16 protein-coding genes are annotated in these 19,545 nt (G+C 66.4%); 6 read left to right on the forward strand and 10 right to left on the reverse strand.

Features of this window, described 5'->3' with window-relative positions:
• Nucleotides 1–56: 56 nt before the first annotated feature.
• On the forward strand, nucleotides 57–1,652 hold the full coding sequence (gene ggt, locus ACSQ24_RS28140; protein WP_436098085.1) for a gamma-glutamyltransferase: 1,596 nt from the start codon (nucleotides 57–59) through the stop codon (nucleotides 1,650–1,652).
• A 62-nt stretch (nucleotides 1,653–1,714) separates the two neighbouring features.
• Here ggt and ACSQ24_RS28145 read toward each other — a convergent pair whose 3' ends face one another.
• From ACSQ24_RS28145 to ACSQ24_RS28175, 7 genes are all read right to left on the reverse strand, one after another.
• Entirely contained in the window at nucleotides 1,715–2,683 is a 969-nt protein-coding gene (locus tag ACSQ24_RS28145) for an ABC transporter ATP-binding protein (protein ID WP_436098086.1), read from the reverse strand.
• The gene (locus ACSQ24_RS28150) at nucleotides 2,676–3,659 is read right to left on the reverse strand and encodes an ABC transporter ATP-binding protein (protein ID WP_436098087.1); all 984 of its coding nucleotides are present in this window, start codon (nucleotides 3,657–3,659) and stop codon (nucleotides 2,676–2,678) included. Before ACSQ24_RS28150 ends, ACSQ24_RS28145 begins: the two co-directional genes overlap by 8 nt.
• Nucleotides 3,656–5,161 (reverse strand): amidohydrolase family protein, encoded by a 1,506-nt coding sequence (locus tag ACSQ24_RS28155; RefSeq protein WP_436098088.1) that lies wholly within the window; start codon nucleotides 5,159–5,161, stop codon nucleotides 3,656–3,658. The genes ACSQ24_RS28150 and ACSQ24_RS28155 overlap by 4 nt, the downstream gene beginning before the upstream one ends.
• Nucleotides 5,158–6,357, reverse strand: a complete 1,200-nt coding sequence (locus ACSQ24_RS28160) for an amidohydrolase family protein (RefSeq protein ID WP_436098089.1) — start codon at nucleotides 6,355–6,357, stop codon at nucleotides 5,158–5,160. Before ACSQ24_RS28160 ends, ACSQ24_RS28155 begins: the two co-directional genes overlap by 4 nt.
• A gap of 230 nt (nucleotides 6,358–6,587) precedes the next feature.
• Entirely contained in the window at nucleotides 6,588–7,523 is a 936-nt protein-coding gene (locus ACSQ24_RS28165) for an ABC transporter permease (protein ID WP_436098090.1), read from the reverse strand.
• Nucleotides 7,513–8,505, reverse strand: a complete 993-nt coding sequence (locus tag ACSQ24_RS28170; protein WP_436098091.1) for an ABC transporter permease — start codon at nucleotides 8,503–8,505, stop codon at nucleotides 7,513–7,515. The genes ACSQ24_RS28165 and ACSQ24_RS28170 overlap by 11 nt, the downstream gene beginning before the upstream one ends.
• A gap of 124 nt (nucleotides 8,506–8,629) precedes the next feature.
• Nucleotides 8,630–10,198 (reverse strand): ABC transporter substrate-binding protein, encoded by a 1,569-nt coding sequence (locus ACSQ24_RS28175; RefSeq protein WP_436098092.1) that lies wholly within the window; start codon nucleotides 10,196–10,198, stop codon nucleotides 8,630–8,632.
• A 261-nt stretch (nucleotides 10,199–10,459) separates the two neighbouring features.
• Between ACSQ24_RS28175 and ACSQ24_RS28180 the strand changes: the two genes are divergently transcribed.
• The 3 genes from ACSQ24_RS28180 to ACSQ24_RS28190 all read left to right on the forward strand — a co-directional run bounded on the left by ACSQ24_RS28180 (nucleotide 10,460) and on the right by ACSQ24_RS28190 (nucleotide 13,325).
• The gene (locus ACSQ24_RS28180; protein ID WP_436098194.1) at nucleotides 10,460–11,146 is read left to right on the forward strand and encodes a GntR family transcriptional regulator; all 687 of its coding nucleotides are present in this window, start codon (nucleotides 10,460–10,462) and stop codon (nucleotides 11,144–11,146) included.
• Nucleotides 11,143–11,847 (forward strand): flavin reductase family protein, encoded by a 705-nt coding sequence (locus tag ACSQ24_RS28185; protein WP_436098093.1) that lies wholly within the window; start codon nucleotides 11,143–11,145, stop codon nucleotides 11,845–11,847. Before ACSQ24_RS28180 ends, ACSQ24_RS28185 begins: the two co-directional genes overlap by 4 nt.
• 233 nt (nucleotides 11,848–12,080) lie before the next feature.
• Nucleotides 12,081–13,325: an aminopeptidase gene (locus ACSQ24_RS28190; protein ID WP_436098094.1), complete on the forward strand. Its 1,245-nt coding sequence runs from the start codon at nucleotides 12,081–12,083 to the stop codon at nucleotides 13,323–13,325.
• Between the two features lie 7 nt (nucleotides 13,326–13,332).
• Here the strand turns inward: ACSQ24_RS28190 and ACSQ24_RS28195 are convergent, their stop codons facing one another.
• Together ACSQ24_RS28195 and ACSQ24_RS28200 are read right to left on the reverse strand one after the other, a co-directional pair.
• Nucleotides 13,333–14,673, reverse strand: a complete 1,341-nt coding sequence (locus ACSQ24_RS28195) for an aminotransferase class III-fold pyridoxal phosphate-dependent enzyme (protein WP_436098095.1) — start codon at nucleotides 14,671–14,673, stop codon at nucleotides 13,333–13,335.
• A 254-nt stretch (nucleotides 14,674–14,927) separates the two neighbouring features.
• Nucleotides 14,928–15,809, reverse strand: a complete 882-nt coding sequence (locus ACSQ24_RS28200) for a GntR family transcriptional regulator (RefSeq protein WP_436098096.1) — start codon at nucleotides 15,807–15,809, stop codon at nucleotides 14,928–14,930.
• Nucleotides 15,810–15,892: 83 nt separating this feature from the next.
• Here ACSQ24_RS28200 and ACSQ24_RS28205 point away from each other — a divergent pair, with 83 nt between their 5' ends.
• A complete protein-coding gene (locus ACSQ24_RS28205) occupies nucleotides 15,893–17,035 on the forward strand; it encodes a C45 family autoproteolytic acyltransferase/hydolase (protein ID WP_436098097.1) in 1,143 nt (380 codons plus the stop codon).
• Between the two features lie 45 nt (nucleotides 17,036–17,080).
• The gene (locus tag ACSQ24_RS28210) at nucleotides 17,081–18,640 is read left to right on the forward strand and encodes an ABC transporter substrate-binding protein (RefSeq protein WP_436098098.1); all 1,560 of its coding nucleotides are present in this window, start codon (nucleotides 17,081–17,083) and stop codon (nucleotides 18,638–18,640) included.
• Between the two features lie 145 nt (nucleotides 18,641–18,785).
• On the opposite strand, the gene ACSQ24_RS28215 is transcribed toward ACSQ24_RS28210, so the two are convergent.
• Nucleotides 18,786–19,436: a GntR family transcriptional regulator gene (locus ACSQ24_RS28215; RefSeq protein WP_436098099.1), complete on the reverse strand. Its 651-nt coding sequence runs from the start codon at nucleotides 19,434–19,436 to the stop codon at nucleotides 18,786–18,788.
• Nucleotides 19,437–19,545: the final 109 nt, after the last annotated feature.

Here is a 19,545-nt window from a genome sequence, read left to right on the forward strand (position 1 = left end):
CCCTGCCCCAATGGCCGGCGACGAACGCCGGCTAAGTTTCCACGAAAGCCTCTTCCATGCGTGATCTCGAGCTTCCCGGTCGCTCTCTCGCCATCAGCCGCAATGCGATGGCGGCGACCTCGCATCCTGCCTCGACGCTCGCCGCGCTCGACATCATGAAGGCCGGCGGCAATGCGATCGACGCCGCCATTGCCGCCTGCGCCGTGCAATGCGTCGTCGAGGCCGGCTCGACCGGCATCGGCGGCGACTGCTTCGTGCTCTATTCGCGCGGCGGCTCGACCGATGTCATCGCCTATAACGGCTCGGGCCGCACGCCCGCCGCTGCGACGCTGGGTTGGTACGAGAAGGCCGGCATCACCACGCTGGAACGGCATTCGCCGCATGCCGTCACCGTGCCGGGCGCGATCGATGCCTGGACCCGGCTCAACAAGGACCATGGCCGCCTGCCGCTCGCGGAGATCTTCGCGCCAGCGATCGCCTATGCCCGCGACGGTTATGCGCTGACGCCGCGCGTCGCCTACGACCTCGCCGCCCAGCGCGATCTGCTGATCCAGGACGCCAACGCGGCCGCGACCTTCCTGGTCGATGGCAAGGCCCCGCCGGCCGGCACCGTCCAGCGCCAGCCGGCCCTGGCCGACACGCTCGAAGCGATCGGCCGCGAAGGCCGCGACGCCTTCTATCGCGGCGAGATCGCCAGGGAGATGGTCGACTATCTCCAGGCCGCAGGCGGCCTGCACACGGCTGACGACTTCGCTGCCGCCGAGGGCGAATACGTCACGCCGATCAGCGCCAGCTTCCGCGGCCGCACGGTCTATGAGTGCCCGCCCAACGGCCAGGGCGTCATCGCGCTGCTGATCATGAAGATACTCGAGCGCTTCCAGCCCAAGGGCGGCCCGCTCGCGATCGAGAACCTGCATATCGAGCTGGAGGCGACCCGCCTCGCCTATGCCGCGCGCAATCGCTTCCTCGCCGACCCCGCCAAGGCCGAGGTGCCGGTCGAACATCTACTGTCGAATGAGCTCGCCGACGAGCTCGCCGGGATGATCGATCCGCAGCGCGCACTCGATCCGCTGCCGGTCATCCCCGGCGGCGCCGAGCACAAGGACACGGTCTACATCAGCGTCGTCGACAAGGACCGCAACGCGATCTCCTTCATCAACTCGATCTTCTCGCCCTATGGCAGCGGGTTGATGATGAAGAAATCCGGCGTGCTCTTCCACAATCGCGGCCAGAGCTTCGTGCTGAAGCAGGGCCACCCGAACGCGATCGCCCCGCGCAAGCGGCCGATGCACACGATCATCCCAGGCATGCTTGCCGAGAATGGCCGTGTCGTCATGCCCTTCGGCGTCATGGGCGGGCACTACCAGGCGATGGGCCACGCCCATTTCCTCGCCAAGCTGTTCGACCACGACCTCGACCTGCAGGAGGCGATCGACCTGCCGCGCCTGTTCCCGCTGCCCGGCACGAACACAGTCGAGACTGAAAGCCGCCTGCGAGACAGCGTCGGTGCGGCGCTCGCGGCGCGCGGCTTCGACGTCCAGCCGCCGAAATCGCCGATGGGCGGCGCCCAGGCGATCTGGATCGACTGGAAGAAGGGCACGCTGACCGGCGGCTCCGACCCGCGCAAGGACGGCTGCGCGCTGGGGTACTGAACGAGGAATGCACCGCTCCTCCCGTGCGGAGAGGACATGCGGCCACCCTGCGTGGAGCGGCCTCAAGCGAGGTGGCAGGCGATTTCCAACTCGCCTTCGCGGCGCAACGCCGGCACCTCGCTACGGCAGCGCTCGACCGCCTGGGTGCAGCGCGGATGAAAGGCGCAGCCCGGCGGCGGCGCGATCGGGCTCGGCACCTCGCCCGACATCGGCCGGCGCTCCCGGTTCGGCTTCTCGACATCGGGGATCGTGTCGAGCAGCAGCCGCGTATAGGGATGGCGCGGCCGGGCGAAGACCTCTTCCGCCGGCCCGCTCTCGACGAAGCGGCCGAGATACATGATGGCGAGGTGGTCGGACATATGCCGGACCACCGAGAGATTATGGCTGATGAAGAGATAGGTCAGCCCGAATTCCTTCTGCAGCCGGACCATCAGGTTGAGGATCTGCGCCTGGACGGAGACGTCGAGCGCCGAGGTCGGCTCGTCGCAGACCAGGAAATCCGCCTCGGTCGCCAGCGCGCGGGCGATCGAGATGCGCTGGCGCTGGCCGCCGGAGAATTCGTGCGGGAAGCGGCTCGCATCCGCTCGCGACAGGCCGACGATCTCCAGGAGATCGCCGACGCGGATGGCCGTCTCGTTCTCGTCCTTGCGCAGCTTCAATTCGCGGATCGGCTCGGCGATGATGTCGCCGACGCGCCAGCGCGGATTGAGCGAGGCATAGGGGTCCTGGAAGATCATCTGTACGCGCGGCGGCCCGACCGAGCCGTCGCCGCGCTTGATGTCCTTGAAATCCAGCATGCCCTGCGTGGGTCTTTGCAGCCCGACGACCATGCGCGCCAGCGTTGACTTCCCGCAGCCGGATTCACCGACGATGCTGAAGGTCGTACCGCGTTGGACATTGAATGAGACGTTCTCGACCGCGCGCAGGATGCGGCGCGGCTCATGCGAGAACAGCCGCGACAGGGCGGGCGCCGAGACGTCGAAGCGGCAGGAGGCGGATGCGACCTCGAGGATGGTGTTCGCCTCAGCCATGGGCCATCTCCCGCAGCGGGAAATGACAGGCGGCGGCATGGCCGGACACCGGCAGGCCGGGCTTGTGCTCGCGGCAGAAATCGGTGGCGAAGCCGCAGCGCGGGTTGAAGGCGCAACCGGCGGGAATGGCATTCAGCCGCGGCATCGAGCCGTCGATCTGGTTGAGCTCGGCATTGCGGCGATGCACGCTCGGGATCGAGGCCATTAGCCCGGCGGTATAGGGATGGCGCGGCCGGCGCGTCACCTCCTCGACCGGGCCGATCTCGACGATGCGCCCGGCATACATCACCGCGACGCGGTCGGCGGTCTCGGCGATCACGCCCATGTCGTGGGTGACCAGCATGATCGCGGTGCCGTGCTCGCGACAAAGGCGCTTCAGCAAGGTGGTGATCTGCGCCTGGATGGATACGTCGAGCGCCGTCGTCGGCTCGTCGGCGATGATCAGCTCGGGCTCGGCGCAGAGCGCGAGCGCGATGACGACGCGCTGGCGCATGCCGCCGGAGAACTGGTGCGGATAATGGTCGATCCTGGTCTCGGCGGCGGGGATGCCGACCTCCTTGAGCAGGTCGAGCGCCCGCTTGCGCGCCTCGGCCTTGCCAACCGGCAGATGCGTCGTGATCGTCTCGATCAGTTGCTCGCCGACGGTCAGCAGCGGGTGCAGCGAGGTCAGCGGGTCCTGGAAGATCGCGCCGATCCGGCGGCCGCGCAGCTTGCGCATCGCCTCGGCCGGCAGGTTGTCGATGCGCTGGCCCGACAGCTTGATCTCGCCGCCCGCCAGCCGCCCTGGCGGGTCGAGCAGTCCGATCACCGCCGTGCCGGTCAGCGACTTGCCGGCGCCGGATTCGCCGACAACGCCCAAAATCTCGCCCGGCGCGATCTCGAAGGAGACGCCGTCGAGCGCCGTCAACGGGCCGCGTCGCCCGTCGAAGACGATGCGCAGGTCGCGGACCGAGAGCAGCGCTGGCTGGGCGTTCACGCGGCGTCCTCCCTGCGTTCGATCGCGTAGCTCGACGAGAAGATCTCGCTCATCGGGGGATTTCCATGGGTGCGCTGCGGATAGCGCGCCATCACGCCTTCGAACTGCTTCTGCGCACGGGTATTGTCGGCGGCCTCATCGATGCCGGGGATGACGTGGTCCTCCATGACGAAGCGGCCGTCGATGATCACCGCCTGGACGTCGCGGCCATGGCCGGTGAGCAGCATGGTCTGGATCGGGTCGATCACCTGGCCGCTATGGGGCCGGTCGAGCGCGAAGACGGTGATGTCGGCGCGCGCGCCGGGCTGGAGCCGGCCGAGATCGGGCCGGCCCAGCGCATCGGCCCCGCCTACGGTGGCGGCATCGTAATAGTCCTCGGAGCGGACAGCGGTCGCGCTGCCAGCCATGGTGCGGGCGAGGATCATGCCGACCTGCAGGTTCATGATCATGTCAGGCGGGCTGGTGTCGGTGCCCATGCCAATCTTGAGGCCCATGGCGCGGTAGCGGCCGAAATGGTCGATCGCATTGCCGTGCCGGCCGGAGACCAGCGGGCAATGCACGATCGCAGCGCCGGCATCGCGGATGATTTCGAGATCACGGCCGGGACGCTCGACAAGGCGACTGCCGGAGACGACCGTGCCGTGCGGCAAGAGGCAGCGCTCATTGAGGAAGCCGAGACTCTCCAGCCATTCCGGCGGGCTCATGCCGTGCTGGGCGAGGACGAGGTCGTATTCGATCTTCGACTGGCAGCAATGCAGCCGCACCGGCACATCGAGATCGCGCCCGGCCGCCGCCGTGCGGCGCAGAAGCTCGGCAGTCGAGGTCTCGATCCGGTCCGGCGCCAGCATGGTGCGGATCAGTCCGTCGGCGGCACCCTCATGCGCTCGGCAGAACGCGATCGCGCCATCGAGCTCGGCGAGGCCGCGCGCCTCGTCGTAATGGGTGACGATGCGGCCATCGGCCTCGACCAGCTGGTTGCCAGTGCGGTAGCCGGGGCCGAGGTAAGCCCGTAGGCCGAGCGCAGCCGCCGCTTCGGCCGCATCCTCGAACTCCTCGACCGTCTCGCCCCAGGCCCGGTAGAACAGCGAGGCGATCGGCAGCGCCGTGGTGATGCCGTTGCGGATCAGCGTGGCGAAGGCGTGCTTCTTCTGGAAGGCAAGCTCCTCGCGCGAATACATCTCGTAGGGGCCGGCTTCGAGATAGCTGCGTGGCCAGACCCGGCCCTTCTTCCAGGCCGGCTGGTTGTCATAGGCGAGGATGGTGGTGTCGAGATCGGAGAGCGCGTCGAGATCGACGAAGCCCGGCCCGATCACGGCGTTGCCATAATCGATCCGCCTGGCGACGTCGCCGGGGAAGCGATGGCCGGTGAAGACGACCTCGCCATCCTCGAAGACGATCTCGCCATTCTCATAGAGGCGATGGCGCCCTTGCGCGTGGCCGACGAGCCAGCGCGCCGTCAGCAGGATACGGCCTTCCGGCCGTTTGGTGGCTTGCAAGGTCACGGCGCGGTCCTGATCGAGACGCCGTCGCGGGCGACGACCTTGCCGCGCTTGATCACCCGGCGCTGCGCCGGGCGGGTCGCGACGGCCTCGGCGATCGACTCGGTCGGGAGCAAGACGAGATCGGCGACACAGCCGACAGCGAGCCCGTAGCCTGCAATCTCCATCACCTTGGCGCCTTCGGTGGTGCAGACGTCGAGCGCCAGCCTCACCTCGTCGTCGCGGCGGAAATTGTTGCGCAGGCCGACGAACATCGCCCGTTCCAGCATGTCGGCGTTGCCGTATGGGCTCCAGGTGTCGCGGATGCCGTCGGAGCCGGAGCAAACGCGCACGCCGGCCTGCAGCAGCTTCTTCACCGGTGGCGCCGGGCGGCTCGCCGGCGCCGTCGTCATGATCGCGATGTCGAGCTCGGCGAGCTGATCGATCAACGGATCGATCAGCGCCGGGTCGGGCGTGCCCAGGCAGAAGGCGTGGCTGACCGTGACCTTGCCGGTCATCCCGAGCGCGCGCGTGCGCTCGATGATCAGGTCGAGCGAGAAGGCGCCGACCTCGCCCGGCTCGTGCAGATGGATGTCGAGCGGCTTGCCATAGCGCCGGCAGAGCCCGAAGACGGCGTCGAGATGGCCCTTCGGATCGCGGTCGATCGTGCAGGGATCGAGCCCGCCGACGATCTCGCAGCCGGCCTTCATCGCCTGATCCATCAGTTCGAGCGTGCCCGGCCGGCGCAGCAGCCCCGACTGCGGGAAGGCGACGAGCTCGATGTCGACGATGTCGCGATAGGCGTCGCGAGTCTTCATCACGCCCTCGACGCCCCACATGCCGTGCTCGGTGTCGACATCGACATGGCTGCGGATATGGGTCGTGCCCTTGAGCGAAGAGAGGATGCTCTGGCGGGCGGACTGGCGCGCGGGATCGATGTCGAGCCGCTTCTTGTTGACCCGCTCATTGTCGATCTTGTCGAGCAGCTTGGGGCCGACCTCGTTGGTGTACCAGGGCAGGCCGAGCAGGCTCTTGTCGAGATGGGTATGGGCCTCGACCAAACCGGGGATGACGATCTCGCCACGCCCGTTCTCGACCGCGACGCCGGCGGGCGCGACGAGGTTCGTATCGACCTGCGTGATCTTGCCGTTCTCGATCAGCAGGTCGACGGCCTTGCCGGCATAGGGACGGACATTGCGGAGCAGCAGGGAGGCGGTCATCGCAGGCGTATCCTCTTATTATCGGTCGGCATGGTCGGGGCGCGATCCGCCCCCTCTCCCCTTGCGGGAGAGGGTTGGGGTGAGGGGTCGCACGGCGCCGGTCGCAGGCAGTGCAGCACCGAAGGCAAATGCTTCAGGACCTGCGCGACCCCTCATCCGGCCCTGTGGGCCACCTTCTCCCGCAAGGGGAGAAGGGAAGACGGGCGCCTCGGCAGCTTGCCTCATCACCATCACCTCAGCTTCGGGTTCAGCGCGTCGCGCAGCCAGTCGCCGAGCAGGTTGACCGAGAGCACGATCAGGCCGAGCTGCAGCGAGGGAAAGACGACGAGCCACCAGGAGCCGGAGAACAGATACTGGTTGCCGATCCGGATCAGCGTGCCGAGCGAGGGCTGGGTGATCGGCATGCCGACGCCGAGGAAGGACAGCGTCGCTTCCGACAGGATGGCGAGGCCGAGATTGAGGGTGGCCGCGACCATCACCGGGGTCAGCGTGTTCGGCAGGATGTGCCGGCGCATGATCCGGCTGGCGGGAACCTTGATGATGCGCGCCGCCAGCACATACTCCTTGCGTCGTTCGACCATGGTCGAGGCGCGCACCGTGCGGGCGTATTGCACCCAGTTGGTCAGCGCGATCGAGACGACGAGCACCGCCGCGGCGAAGGGATCGCGCAGGCCGGGAGGCAGCAACTCGCGGAAGATCGCCGAGACAAGGATCGCCATCAGCAGCGTCGGGATCGAGAGCACGGTATCGCCGAGCCGCATCAGCAGGTTGTCGATCCGCCCGCCATAGAAGCCGGAGACCAGGCCGATCGAGACGCCGATCACCATCGAGACCATAACGGCGGAAAAGCCGATGATCAGTGACACCCGCGTGCCGTAGAGGATGGCGGAGAACACGTCGCGCCCTTGCGGGTCGGTGCCGAGCAGGAAGGGCCATTCGCCGTCCTGCGACCAGATCGGCGGGATCTCGGCCTTGTCGATGAAGATCTGGGCGAGGTCATGCGGGTTCTGCGGCGCGATCAGCGGGCAGAACAAAGCCGTCAGGATCAGGATCGCCAGCACCAACGCCGAGAGCCAGGCCGCCGGCGTGCGCCGAAAACTCCAGCCGACATCGCTGTCGAGGAAGCGGCGGAGATATCCGGGCTTGGCGGCGGCTTCAACGGGCATTGGCGCCTCCCGAGAGCGCGTCTTCGCGCAGTCGCGGATCGACCCAGGCATAGGTCAGGTCGACCAGCGTGTTGAGTGAGACGAAGATGAAGGAGACGACGATCAGATAGGCCGCCATCACCGGGATATCGACGAAGGTGACGGCCTGGACGAACAACATGCCCATGCCCGGCCACTGGAACACCGTCTCGGTCACCAGCGCGAAGGCGATCAGGTTGCCGATCTGCAGGCCGGTCACCGTAATCACCGGCATCAGGCAGTTGCGCAGCGCGTGACGGAAATGCACGGCGCGCGAGGGCAGGCCCCGCGCCCTGGCGAAGCGGATGAAGTCGGTCCGCATCGTCTCCAGCATCTCGGCGCGGACCAGCCGCATCACCAGCGTGATCTGGAACAGCGAGAGCGTGATCCCGGGCAGGATCAGCGCCTTGCGGCCCGATGCGGTGAGCAATCCGGTGCTCCACCAGCCGAGCTGGACCACTTCGCCGCGGCCGAAGGCCGGCAGCCATTGCAGCGTCACCGAGAACACCAGGATGAACAGGATGCCGAGTGCGAAGCTCGGCAGGGAGACGCCGAGCACCGAGACGAACTCCAGCGCCTTGGCGAGCAGGCTGTCGCGCTTGATCGCGGTGTAGACCCCCAGCGGAATCCCAACCGCCAGCGACAGGAAGGTCGCGACCAGCACCAGCTCGAAGGTCGCCGGGAAGCGCTCGGCGATCAGCGTGAACACCTCCTGCTGATTGCGGTAGGAGATGCCGAAATCACCGCGCACGGCGTTACCGACGAAGGTCGCGAACTGCAGCAGGAAGCCCTTGTCGAGCCCGAGCCGGACGCGCAGTTCGTCGCGCTGCGCCTGGCTCGCCTGTTCGTTCAACATCAGCTCGACGGGGTCGCCGACGAAGCGGAAGGTCAGGAAGGCGAGGAACGCCACCGCCAGCATGACGCCGGCGGCGTTGATGAAGCGCTTGAAGAGGAAGGCCGGCATCGGTTGCTCCTGTCTTCCGTCGTCATTCTCGGGCGTAGCGAAGCGAAGACCCGAGAATCTCAGGACGGGAAGGCGCTGGTTTCCGAGATGGCCGGGTCAAGCCCGGCCATGACGCCCCGGTCGTTCACTTCATCATGGTCAGCCACAGGCGCGGCTTGTTGTCCGAGGCCTGGACTGTGGAGGCAATCGTGTTGCGCATCGCCCAGGCCATCGGCTGCTGGTGCAGCGGGATGAAGAGGTGCTCTGCCTTGGCGATCCTCAGCGCCTCCTTCATCATCTCGATGCGCTTTGGCGTATCGAGTTCGACGCCGGACTTGTCGACCAGCGCGTCGATGCGCGGATCGCCCCAATTGCCCCAGTTGAACACGCCACCCGTGCCGCTCTTGGAACGCAGCACCTGCACCAGCACCGAATAGGCGTCGATCATCGGCTCGTTGGCCCAGCCGAAGGAAATCACGTCGAACTCGCCCTTGACCCGCTTCGGCGTCTGCTGGCTGCGCGGCGCGAGGCTGAGGTTCGGCTTCAGGCCGGCCCGCGACCACATCGCCGCGACCGCCTGGCAGAATTCCTCCTCGTTGACGAGCGAGTCGCTCTGGCAGTTCATCAGGAAGGAGAAGCCGTTCGGATAGCCGGCTTCGGTGAGCAGCTTCTTGGCGCCATTGAGGTCGAAGGGCAGGCGCTGGTCCTGCGAGGGCTCGTAGCCGGGGATCGCCGGGGCGACGAGCGCGCCGGTGTTGCGCGAGAGGCCGCGCATCGCCCGCTTCTGCACCGCGTCGATGTCGATGGCACGGTAGAGCGCCTCGCGCACCTTGATGTCCTTGAGGGGGTTCTTCTCCTTGACGTCGCTCTCGACGAGCTTGTCGGTCAGGTTGAAGGCGAAGAAGACCGAGCGCAGTTCGTTGGTCTGCAGAACCTTGACCTCAGATGAGGCCGCGAGGCGCGGCAGATCCTGCAGCGGCGCGACATTGGTGTAGTCGATCTCGCCGGAGAGCAGCGCCGCGACGCGGGTCGAGGACGAGGTGATCGGCGTGAACTCGATCACGTCGATATTGTGCTTCGGCTTGTCCCACCAATCCGGATTCCTGGCGAAGACCGTCTTGGCGTCGGCGCGGCGACTCTCGACCTTGAACGGCCCGGTACCGTTGGCGTTATCGGTGGCGTAGCCCTTCACGCCCTTGCCGGAATCGGTGGGGAGCAGCGAGTTGTTGGCCTCCATCCACTCCTTGTCGAAGATGAAGATGTTGGTGAGGTCGTTGAGCAGCAGCGGATAGGGCCCGTTGACCTCGAGCTCGACCGTGTAGTCGTCGATCTTCTTCACGCTCTTATAGGCCGGCAGGTTGCCCTTGAGCGGCGAGGTCTCGTGGGTGACGCGCGCCAGCGAAGCGATGACATCGTCGGCCGTGAACGGGTTGCCGTTATGGAATTTGACGTTCTTGCGCAGCTTGAAGCGCCAGGTCGTCGGCGTCACCGTCTCCCAGGATTCCGCCAGCGCCGGCTCGATCTTGAGATCGCCGGTATAGCGCACCAGCCCTTCATAGACGTGGTTCAGCACGGCGAGCGTGAAGGTCTCGCCATAAGAATAGGGGTCGAGTGAGGCGATCTCGCGCGACGCGCCCCATTTCAGCGTCTTGGCTTCGACCGCACCGTTGAGCGCGAAGGCGGCGACAGCCGCCAGCAACCAGGCCTTCTTCATCGGACTCTCCCCTTTTGTTGCTTGCCGCCGGCCCGCTTTGCGCACCGGGGAATGCCGTTCCGTTGCCGCCTTTGTGATCGTCGTGGCGCTTTGCGCGCCATCTCGTGTGCGATCGATGAGCAAACTTGCATACGATAGAAGAAGCGTATTGTATGCGATTATTGAAGACAAGCGGAAACTCGATTCATGCCGCGCCCTGCCCCATCGCTCGCAGCGAACAAGCCCCGCCCCAACGGCAAGACGGCCGCGACAGGCACGCCGATGCCGCGGGCACAGGCGGTCTACAAGGCGCTGCGGCGCGCCATCATCGAGCAGGCGCTGAAGCCCGGCATGAAACTCCCCGAGGATTCGATCGGCGAGCAGCTCGGCGTCAGCCGCACCCTGGTGCGCGAGGCCTTCGGGCGGCTCGCCGTCGAGGGCCTGGTCGAGCTCAAGCCCAATCGCGGTGCCAATGTCGCCTATCCGACGCTGGAGGAGGCACGTGACGTCTTCGATGTCCGCCGCGGACTGGAACGGCTCGTTGCCGAAAACCTGGCGGGGCGGCTGACCGCGGCGCAGGCGGCCGAGCTCGAGGCTCACGTCCGGCAGGAGGAAAAGGCGCACGGGCAGGACGGGCCCGAATCGATCCGGCTCTCCGGCGAATTCCATATCAAGCTCGCCGAGATGACCGGCAACGCGCTGCTCTTGCGCTATGTCCAGGAAGCGTCGTCGCGCTGCTCGCTGATCCTCGCCATCTACGGCCGCCCGCACTCCTCCGAATGCGCCGTCTCCGAGCATCGCCAGTTGATCGAGGCCCTGCGCGCCGGCGATGCAGCCCGTGCGGCTGCGCTGATGGATCATCATCTGCAGTCCGTCGTCACCCGCGCCTTGCTGGCCCCCCGCGCCGAGCGCGACATCCGCGATGTGCTCGCGCCCTATGCCTTGAGTGAAGGATTGACCCCGTCGTGACCCAGACGCTGACGCAGGACCGGTCGGCCGCCGCCGAGATCGTCACCTTCGACTTCGCCGCGCTGACCCCGCGCGAGCGCTACAAGCTCTTGATCGGCGCGGTGGTACCGCGCCCGATCGCCCTGGTGACCACGATCGACGCCAACGGCGTCGTCAACGCCGCCCCGTTCTCGTTCTTCAACTGCCTTTCGGCCGACCCGGCGATCCTGGCGCTCGGCGTCGAATACCGCCAGACCGGCGGGCAGAAGGATACCGGCCGCAATGTCCGCGAGAGCCTCGCCTTCACCGTCAACATCGTCTCCGACGCGTTGCTCGACGGCATGAATGCCTGCGCCGTGCCGTTCGAGCCCGGCACCGACGAACTCGCCGAGGCCGGCCTCACCGCGATGCCCGGTGTCAAGGTGCCCTGCCCCTGGATCGGTCAGGCGCCGGCCGCGTTCGAATGCCGCCACCACACCACGCTCGGCATCGGCAATTCGCGCGAGATCATCCTTGGCGAGGTCGTCTACGCCCATTTTCGCGCCGACACGGTCGATAAGGTGAAGCACTATGTCGATCCGGTCGCGCTCGACGCGATCGGCCGCATGGGCGGGCATGGCTACGCCACGACGCGCGACTATTTCGACCTGCCGACCATGTCTGTCGCCGATTGGCGCGGCGATCGCTCCAGGGCCCGTCGTACCCGGCCAGGCCAGCGCTGAGGGCTGTTGCTGGTAGCCTGCCCGACACAATCTCCGTCATTCCGGCCGTAGCGAAGCGGAGCGCCGGAATCCATCGTAGGGCACTGAGTTCTATGATGGTTTCCGGAGCTGCGCGGCTAAAGCCGCTTGTCCGGAATGACGGCAGGGTGGGTGTCCAATGTCACCGCAGTGGTTGACCCGCGCCGGATTTCCGCCAGCAATGCGGCTCTCAAAATCACTCCGACGAGGCCCTCATGAACAAGCACGTCTCCGGCATCGATGCCGCCAAGCTCGACCGGCTGGCCGAGGTCGCGATCAAGGTCGGCCTCAACCTGCAGCCGGGCCAGGACCTGTTCCTGACCGCCCCGAGCGCGGCGCTGCCATTGGTCCGGCGCATCGCCGAGCACGCCTACAAGGCCGGCGCCAGCCTCGTCACGCCGATCCTATCGGATGAGGCGGTGACGCTGGCACGCTACCGCTTCGGCCAGGATGCCGGCTTCGACCGCGCCCCATCATGGCTCTATGAGGGCGTCGCCAAAGCCTTCTCGGCCAATACCGCCCGGCTCGCCATCGTCGGCGACAATCCGATGCTGCTGTCCGAGCAGGACCCGGCCAAGGTCGCCCGCGCCAACAAGGCGAACTCGATCGCCTACCAGCCGGCGCTGGAGAAGATCGCCAATTTCGACATCAACTGGAACATCGTCGCTTTTCCCGGCGCGGCCTGGGCGAGCCAAGTCTTCCCGGATGATGCCGAGGAGATCGCGGTCGCCCGGCTGGCCGAGGCGATCTTCGCGGCGTCGCGCGTCGACCGCGACGACCCGATCGCCGCCTGGGCACAGCATAACGCCGCGCTGGCGCTGCGGACCACATGGCTGAACGGCCAGCGCTTTTCCGCGCTGCATTTCACCGGGCCGGGCACTGACCTCACCATCGGCCTCGCCGACGGGCATGAATGGCAAGGCGGCGCCTCCACCGCGAAGAACGGCGTCACCTGCAACGCCAACATCCCGACCGAGGAGGTCTTCACCACGCCGCATGCCCGCCGTGTCGACGGCCATGTCTCCTCGACCAAGCCGCTCTCCTATCAGGGTACGCTGATCGACAATATCCAGGTGCGCTTCGAGGAGGGTCGTATCGTCGAGGCCAAGGCGAGCCGCGGCGAGGAGGTGCTGAACAAGGTGCTCGACACCGACGAGGGCGCCCGCCGGCTCGGCGAGGTCGCGCTGGTGCCGCACTCCTCGCCGATCTCGCAGAGCGGCATCCTGTTCTATAACACGCTCTTCGACGAGAACGCCTCCTGCCACATCGCGCTCGGCCAGTGCTATTCGAAATGCTTCATCGACGGCACCAAGCTGACCCCGGAGCAGATCGCGGCGCAGGGCGGCAACCGCAGCCTGATCCACATCGACTGGATGATCGGTTCCGGCGAGGTCGACATCGACGGCGTCAAGCCCGATGGCAGCCGCGTCGCGGTCTTCCGCAAGGGCGAATGGGCGTAAGGCCGACCTAGTCGATCTGCCCCAGCGCCTGTTCGATCGCGGCGAAGATCTCCCCGATCTCCTCTGACGCGATGATCAGCGGCGGCGACAGCACCAGCGTATCGCCGGCATTGCGGATCAGCACGCCGGCATCGAGGCAGAGCTTGTTGGCCTCTCCGCCCCGCGCGCCATCCGCCCCCGGGCGCGGCGCAAGATCGATCGCACACAGCAGGCCGGCCGTGCGGATGTCGACGACGTGGGCTGAGCCCTTCAGCCGGTGCGCCCGCTCCTCCCAGAGCGGCAGCACCTTGGCGAGGCCGCCCAGAATGTCCTGTTCGGCAAAGACGTCGAGCGTCGCGAGACCGGCGGCGCAGGCGAGCGGATGGGCCGAATAGGTATAGCCGTGCAGGAGCTCGATCGCCTCGGGCGGCCCGGCCATGAACGCGTCATAGACAGGACCGGCGACGAGCACGCCGCCCATCGGCACCGCGCCATTGGTCATGCCCTTGGCGCAGCTCATCAGATCGGGCCTGACGTCATAGGCCTGCGCCGCGAAGGGGCTGCCCAGCCGGCCAAAGCCGGTGATGACCTCGTCGAAGATCAGGAGGATGCCGTGCCGGTCACAGATTGCGCGCAGGCGTTCGAGATAGCCCTGCGGCGGCGGGTAGACCCCGCCCGAGCCGGTCACGGGCTCGACGATCACGGCCGCGACCGTCTGGGGATCATGGATCTGCAGCAGGCTCTCCAGCGCCTCGGCGGCGGCCAGCCCGCCTTCCGGCTGGCCGCGCGAGAAGGCCATGCTGGCGCGGTCATAGGGCAGCGGCAGATGTGCGACATCGGGCAAGAGCGGCCCGAAGGCCGCTTTGTGCCGGCCGATGCCGGAGACCGAGAGCCCGCCCCAGCCCATGCCGTGATAGCCCTTGGCCCGGCCGATCAGCTTGGTGCGCGAGGCCTCGCCGCGAGCCTGATGGTAGGCTCGCGCGATCTTCAGCGCGGTATCGACCGCCTCCGAGCCCGAATTGACGAAGAAGACGTGGTCGATGCCTTCAGGCGCGAAATCGCCGAGCCGCGCCGCATAGCTCTGCGCGTCGGGGTGGCTCATCTTGAAAGAGGAGACGAAATCGAGCCGGCCGGCGGCTTCGCGGATCGCTTCGGTGATCCTGGCCTGGCCGTGCCCGGCATTGACGCACCAGAGCCCGGCCATGCCGTCGAGCACCCGCCGCCCGTCCGGCGTGACGTAGTGCATGCCCTCGGCGCGCTCGAACAGCAGCGGCGCCTGCCGGAAGGCGCGCATCGGCGTGAACGGCATCCAGAAGGCGTCGGGCGCGTTGTCGCGGCGGTTTTCGGGGGCAAGTGCGTGCGCGGTCATCGGCGGATCCTCGCTATTGATCGCCGCATGATGTCTTTCTTAAATTCAAAAGACAATAGCGAGAATGCCTAGCAGGTGACGCTATCGCTTCGAACTCCTCAGCCCTCATCCTGAGGAGCGCTCCACAGGAGCGCATCTCGAAGGATGTTTCAGGAGACTCCGGAGACAACTGAACCATCCTTCGAGACGCAGCCTTCGGCTGCTCCTCAGGATGAGGGCTGAGGGGGCCAGCGCAATCATTTCAGTCGGGCTGTTCAGTCGAGTCCGTCCGGCCGGCGCAACTGCATCGCGCGCTGGAGATGGCTGCGCATCAGGGCACTGACGAGCTGGCGGTCGCCGGCCTCCAGCGTCGCCAGCATCTGCAGATGCTCGCGACTGTTCACCACGACGCGCTCATAGCCATAGGTCCAGTCGTAATTGGAAAGCCGGCGCATCTGGTTCTGCCGGCGCACGGCGGAATGGATGAAGCGGTTGCCCGAGGCCGCTGCCAGCCCTTCGTGGAAATCGGCGTTCATCTCGTAGAAGCCGATCGCCGAGCTTTCCTTCCAAGGCCGGGATAGGGTCAATTCGTGCCGGGCCCGCATCTCGTCGATCCAGCCCTGCTCGAGCGAGAAGCCGGGCTCGAGGAAGACCATCGGCTCGATCAGCAGGCGGAAGCGGTAGCGCTCGTCATGTGCCGACTGGTCGCGCGCCTCATGCAGGAAACGCCAGCCATAGCCGCGCTTGCGCTCGACCATGTCGAGATCGGCAAGCCGCGCCATCAGACGCTGCACCTCGGGACGGCCGAGCTCATAGCGCCGCATCAGTTCAAGCTCGGAGATCTCGTCGGGCAGGCGCCCGCCATGCCGATCCTGCGCCACCTTGACCATGGCAAGTTCGGTCGCGTCGGCCGTTGCGGCGCCATCGCCGGGGGCTTCCGGCGCGCTCAGAAGCTCGACGCCCTTGTTCGGATGCCGTCGCACCAGACCCTGTCGGGCGAGATGGTCGATCGCGGCGCGGACCGGCGTGCGCGAGACATTGAGGCGGCGCGCCGCACTGTTCTCGTTGAGCCAGGCACCGGCCTGCAACCCGTCCTCCCGCACCATTTGCAGGAGGCGTTCGGCGATCTCCTGCTGCAGCCGTGTCGGAGATGTCATGGAAAGGCTCTTGATTGTCTTAGTTTGAAATGAAATACATTACGGATCGAGATAGCGCCAGCGCGAACCGCGGAGATCCGGTCATGACCTCGCCCTTTCCCTTCGTCGATGTCTCGGGCACGCCCTATGAACGCGGCCGCCAGCATGGTGCGACGGTGCCTGCACGCGTCAAGCGTTCGATCGAACTCTATGGCGGCCAACTCGGCGATCTCGGCTATGACGCCGCCGCCAAGTCGCGCCTGATCGGCGAGTTCGCCCGCGAGATCGAGGCCTTCGGCAAGCATTACGTCGAGGAAATGCGCGGCATCGCCGACGGCGCCGGCGTCACGCTCGAAGACGTCATCATGATCAATGCCCGCACCGAGGTGATCGCCAAGGCAAAACTGGAGAAGAACAAGCCGGTCGCAGCCGAGGAAGAGCTCGACGATGGCTGCACCGGCGCAATCATCCTGCCCGAGCGCAGCGCCAGCGGCGAATTGATCCACGGCCAGAACTGGGACTGGAAGGCCGAATGCGCCGAGACCGCGATCGTGCTGCGCGTGCGCCGCGACGACGGTCCCGATTTCCTGACCTTCGTCGAGGCCGGCGGCCTCGCCCGCTGCGGCATGAACTCGGCCGGCATCTCGATCACCGCCAACTATCTCGAATCCGAGCGCGACTTCACGCAAACCGGCGTGCCGCTGGCGCTGATCCGCCGCAAGGTCCTGGAGCAGGAGCATTTCGCCTTCGCGATCAAGGCGGTCGCGACGACGCCGAAGGCCTGCTCGAACAATATGATGCTCTCGACCGTCGCCGGCTTCGGCATCGACTTCGAATGCGCGCCCGATGCCGCCTTCCCGCTCTATCCCGAGGACGGGCTGATCGTTCACGCCAACCATTGGGTCGGGCAGGTCGCGCTGACCAAGATCATCGACACCGGCATCCCGCGCGTGCCCGAGAGCTTTTACCGCGACTGGCGGGTCAAAAAGCTGCTCAACGAGGCCGGCCGCAAGCTCACCGTCGACGACCTCAAGCAGGCCTTCTTCGACGACTTCCTGACCCCGCATTCGGTCTGCCGGCCGCCGCGCCTGAACGATACCGGCAATCTCTCGGCCACCGTCTCGATGGTGATCATGCAGCCCGCCAAGGGCACGATGGAAGTCGCGCCGCTGCCGGCCCTCAACCGCATTTTCACCCGCTACAGCCTCACCGATGAACCGATGACGCTCGCGCAGGCCGCCGAATAAGGCGGCAGCGACGCGTCCAGATCATAAAACAAGGGGAACCTGCCGATGCATAGCCGACGCCGCCTTTCCCTCGCCTTCGCAACGCTCGGCGTTGCGGCCTCAGTTGCCTTGCCGGCTGCAGCCGCGACGTTGCGCATCCATCTCAACGCCGACATCCGCAGCATCAATCCGGGCGTCAACCGCGACGACAACACCGACTCGGTCGTCCTGCACATTGTCGAGGGCCTCGTCGCCTATGGCGAGGATTCCGAGGTCAAGCCGCTGCTGGCCGAAAAGGTCGAGCTTTCGCCGGACGGGCTGAGCTACCGCTTCACCCTGCGCAAGGGCGTCAAGTTCCACAACAGCGCCGAACTGACCGCGGCCGACGTGGTCTGGAGCTGGAACCGCTACATGGACCCGAAGACCGACTGGCGCTGCCTGTCGGAGTTCGACGGCCGCGGCCGCGCCAAGGTCGAGGCGGTCACCGCGCTCGATCCGGCGATGGTGGTCTTCAAGCTCGACAAGCCGAGCTCGCTCTTCCTCGCCAACATCGCCCGCACCGACTGCGCGATGACGGCGATCCTGCACAAGGACTCGGTCAAGGCCGACGGCTCCTTCGACAAGCCTGTTGGCACCGGCCCCTACAAGCTTACCGAATGGAAGCGCGGCGAATACATCCGCCTCTCCCGCAACGAGGCCTATGCCAGCCTGCCGGGCGCGCCGGACGGCTATACCGGCGGCAAGCGCCCGCTCGTCGACGAAGTCCGCTTCATGGTCATCCCCGATGGCGCGACCGCCAAGGCGGCCCTGCTGCGCGGCGACATCGACATCGTCCCCGATGTCGCCAATGCCGAGGTCAAGGAGCTCAGGAAGGACCCGCGCGTCGAACTTTCGATCACGACCAATATGGGCCTGGTCGGCATCCTCCTGCAGACCCGCGATCCCCTGCTCGGCAACGTCAAGCTGCGCCAGGCGATCGCGGCGGCGCTCGATACCGAGGAACTGGTCGCTCAGGTCACGGACGGGCTCGGCAAGCGCAACAATTCGATCGTGCCGTCGCTGTCGTCCTATTACGGCGCGGTCCAGGCCAAGGGCTATAAATACGATCTGGCCGCGGCCAAGAAGCTGCTGCAGGAAGCCGGCTACAAGGGCGAGCCTTTGGTGATGCTCGCCAACAAGCGCTACCCGCAGAGCTTCGACGCCGCCGTGGTCTCGCAGCAGATGCTCCAGGCCGCCGGCATCAACGTCCAGATCGAGGTGCTCGAATGGGCGACGCAGCTCGACCGCTACTCCAAGGGCAACTACCAGCTCCAGGCCTTCCCCTATTCGGCAAGGCTCGACCCTGCGCTTTCGTTCGAATCGGTGACCGGCCCGAAGGCGACCCAGCCGCGCAAGGTCTGGGACAATCCCGAAGCGCAGGCGCTGCTCGACAAGTCGATGGTCGTCTCGGACAAGGCCGAGCGCCAGAAGCTGTTCGACGAACTGCACCAGCGCTTCATCGCCGAGGTGCCGATGGTGATGCTCTATAACGGCATCGACGCCGGCGCCTTCGGCAAGCGGATCAAGGGCTACAAATCCTCGATCCTGTCGAAGCCGCGGCTCTGGGAGGTCACGGTCGCCGACTAGAATGCTCGCGACCGGGCCGGAGCATTCGGCTCCGTCATTGCGAGCGCAGCGAAGCAATCCAGGGGCGGCTGCGCTCTACGTCCCCCTGGATTGCTTCGTCGCTCTGCTCCTCGCAATGACGGCTCTACCTTCAGAAAACTCGCATCTAAGCGGCCCCGTTGACCTCGATCAGGTCCTTGATGATGTGATGGGCGGTGAGCTCGGCCAGGCGCTCGCCGTCCCCGGCGCGGATCGCCGCGACCATGGCGTGGTGGTCGGCGTCACTGGCGAGCAGGGCCTGATGCGAGGCCCAGACCGTGACCGCCGAACCGCGCGAACGGTCGCGCAGGCTCCAGATCGTCTCCGCCAGCACCGGATTGCCGCAATGGGCATAGATCAAACTATGGAAGGCGCGGTTGATCTCGCTCTGCTCGACCCGCGTGCCACTCTGGACGGCCTGGCGGAACTCATGGGCGAGTGCATCAAGCTTCGCGAGTGCCGTGTCATCCATCTTGCCGATCACGAGGCGGGCGGCGGCACTCTCCAAGATGATGCGGGTGTCGCGGATCGCGCGATAGGTGGCGAGATCGATCTCGGTGACGCGGTAGCCGCGATTGGGCACATGCTCGATCGTCTTGCGCACCGCCAGTTCGTCGAGCGCGGCGCGGACATCGAAGCGCGTCGCCTGGAAGGCCTCCTCCAGATCGATCTGCCGCAGCCACTCGCCCGGCCGATAGGCGCGAACATGGATCGCCCGGGCGATCTCGTTGGCGAGTTCACCCTTGGCGCGCTGCGGGGTCTTGGGGCGAGTGGCCATGACGGGTCTCTAGAGCAATTCCAGCAAAAGTGCGAAGCGGTTTTGCGTCCGGGATTGCGCAAAAACAAAGAGTTAGAGCATTTCAACGATGCTTGTGAACTGGTTCGGC

Origin of the sequence: Allobosea sp. LjRoot237, from assembly GCF_964253285.1 — a bacterium.
Taxonomy (GTDB): domain Bacteria; phylum Pseudomonadota; class Alphaproteobacteria; order Rhizobiales; family Beijerinckiaceae; genus Allobosea.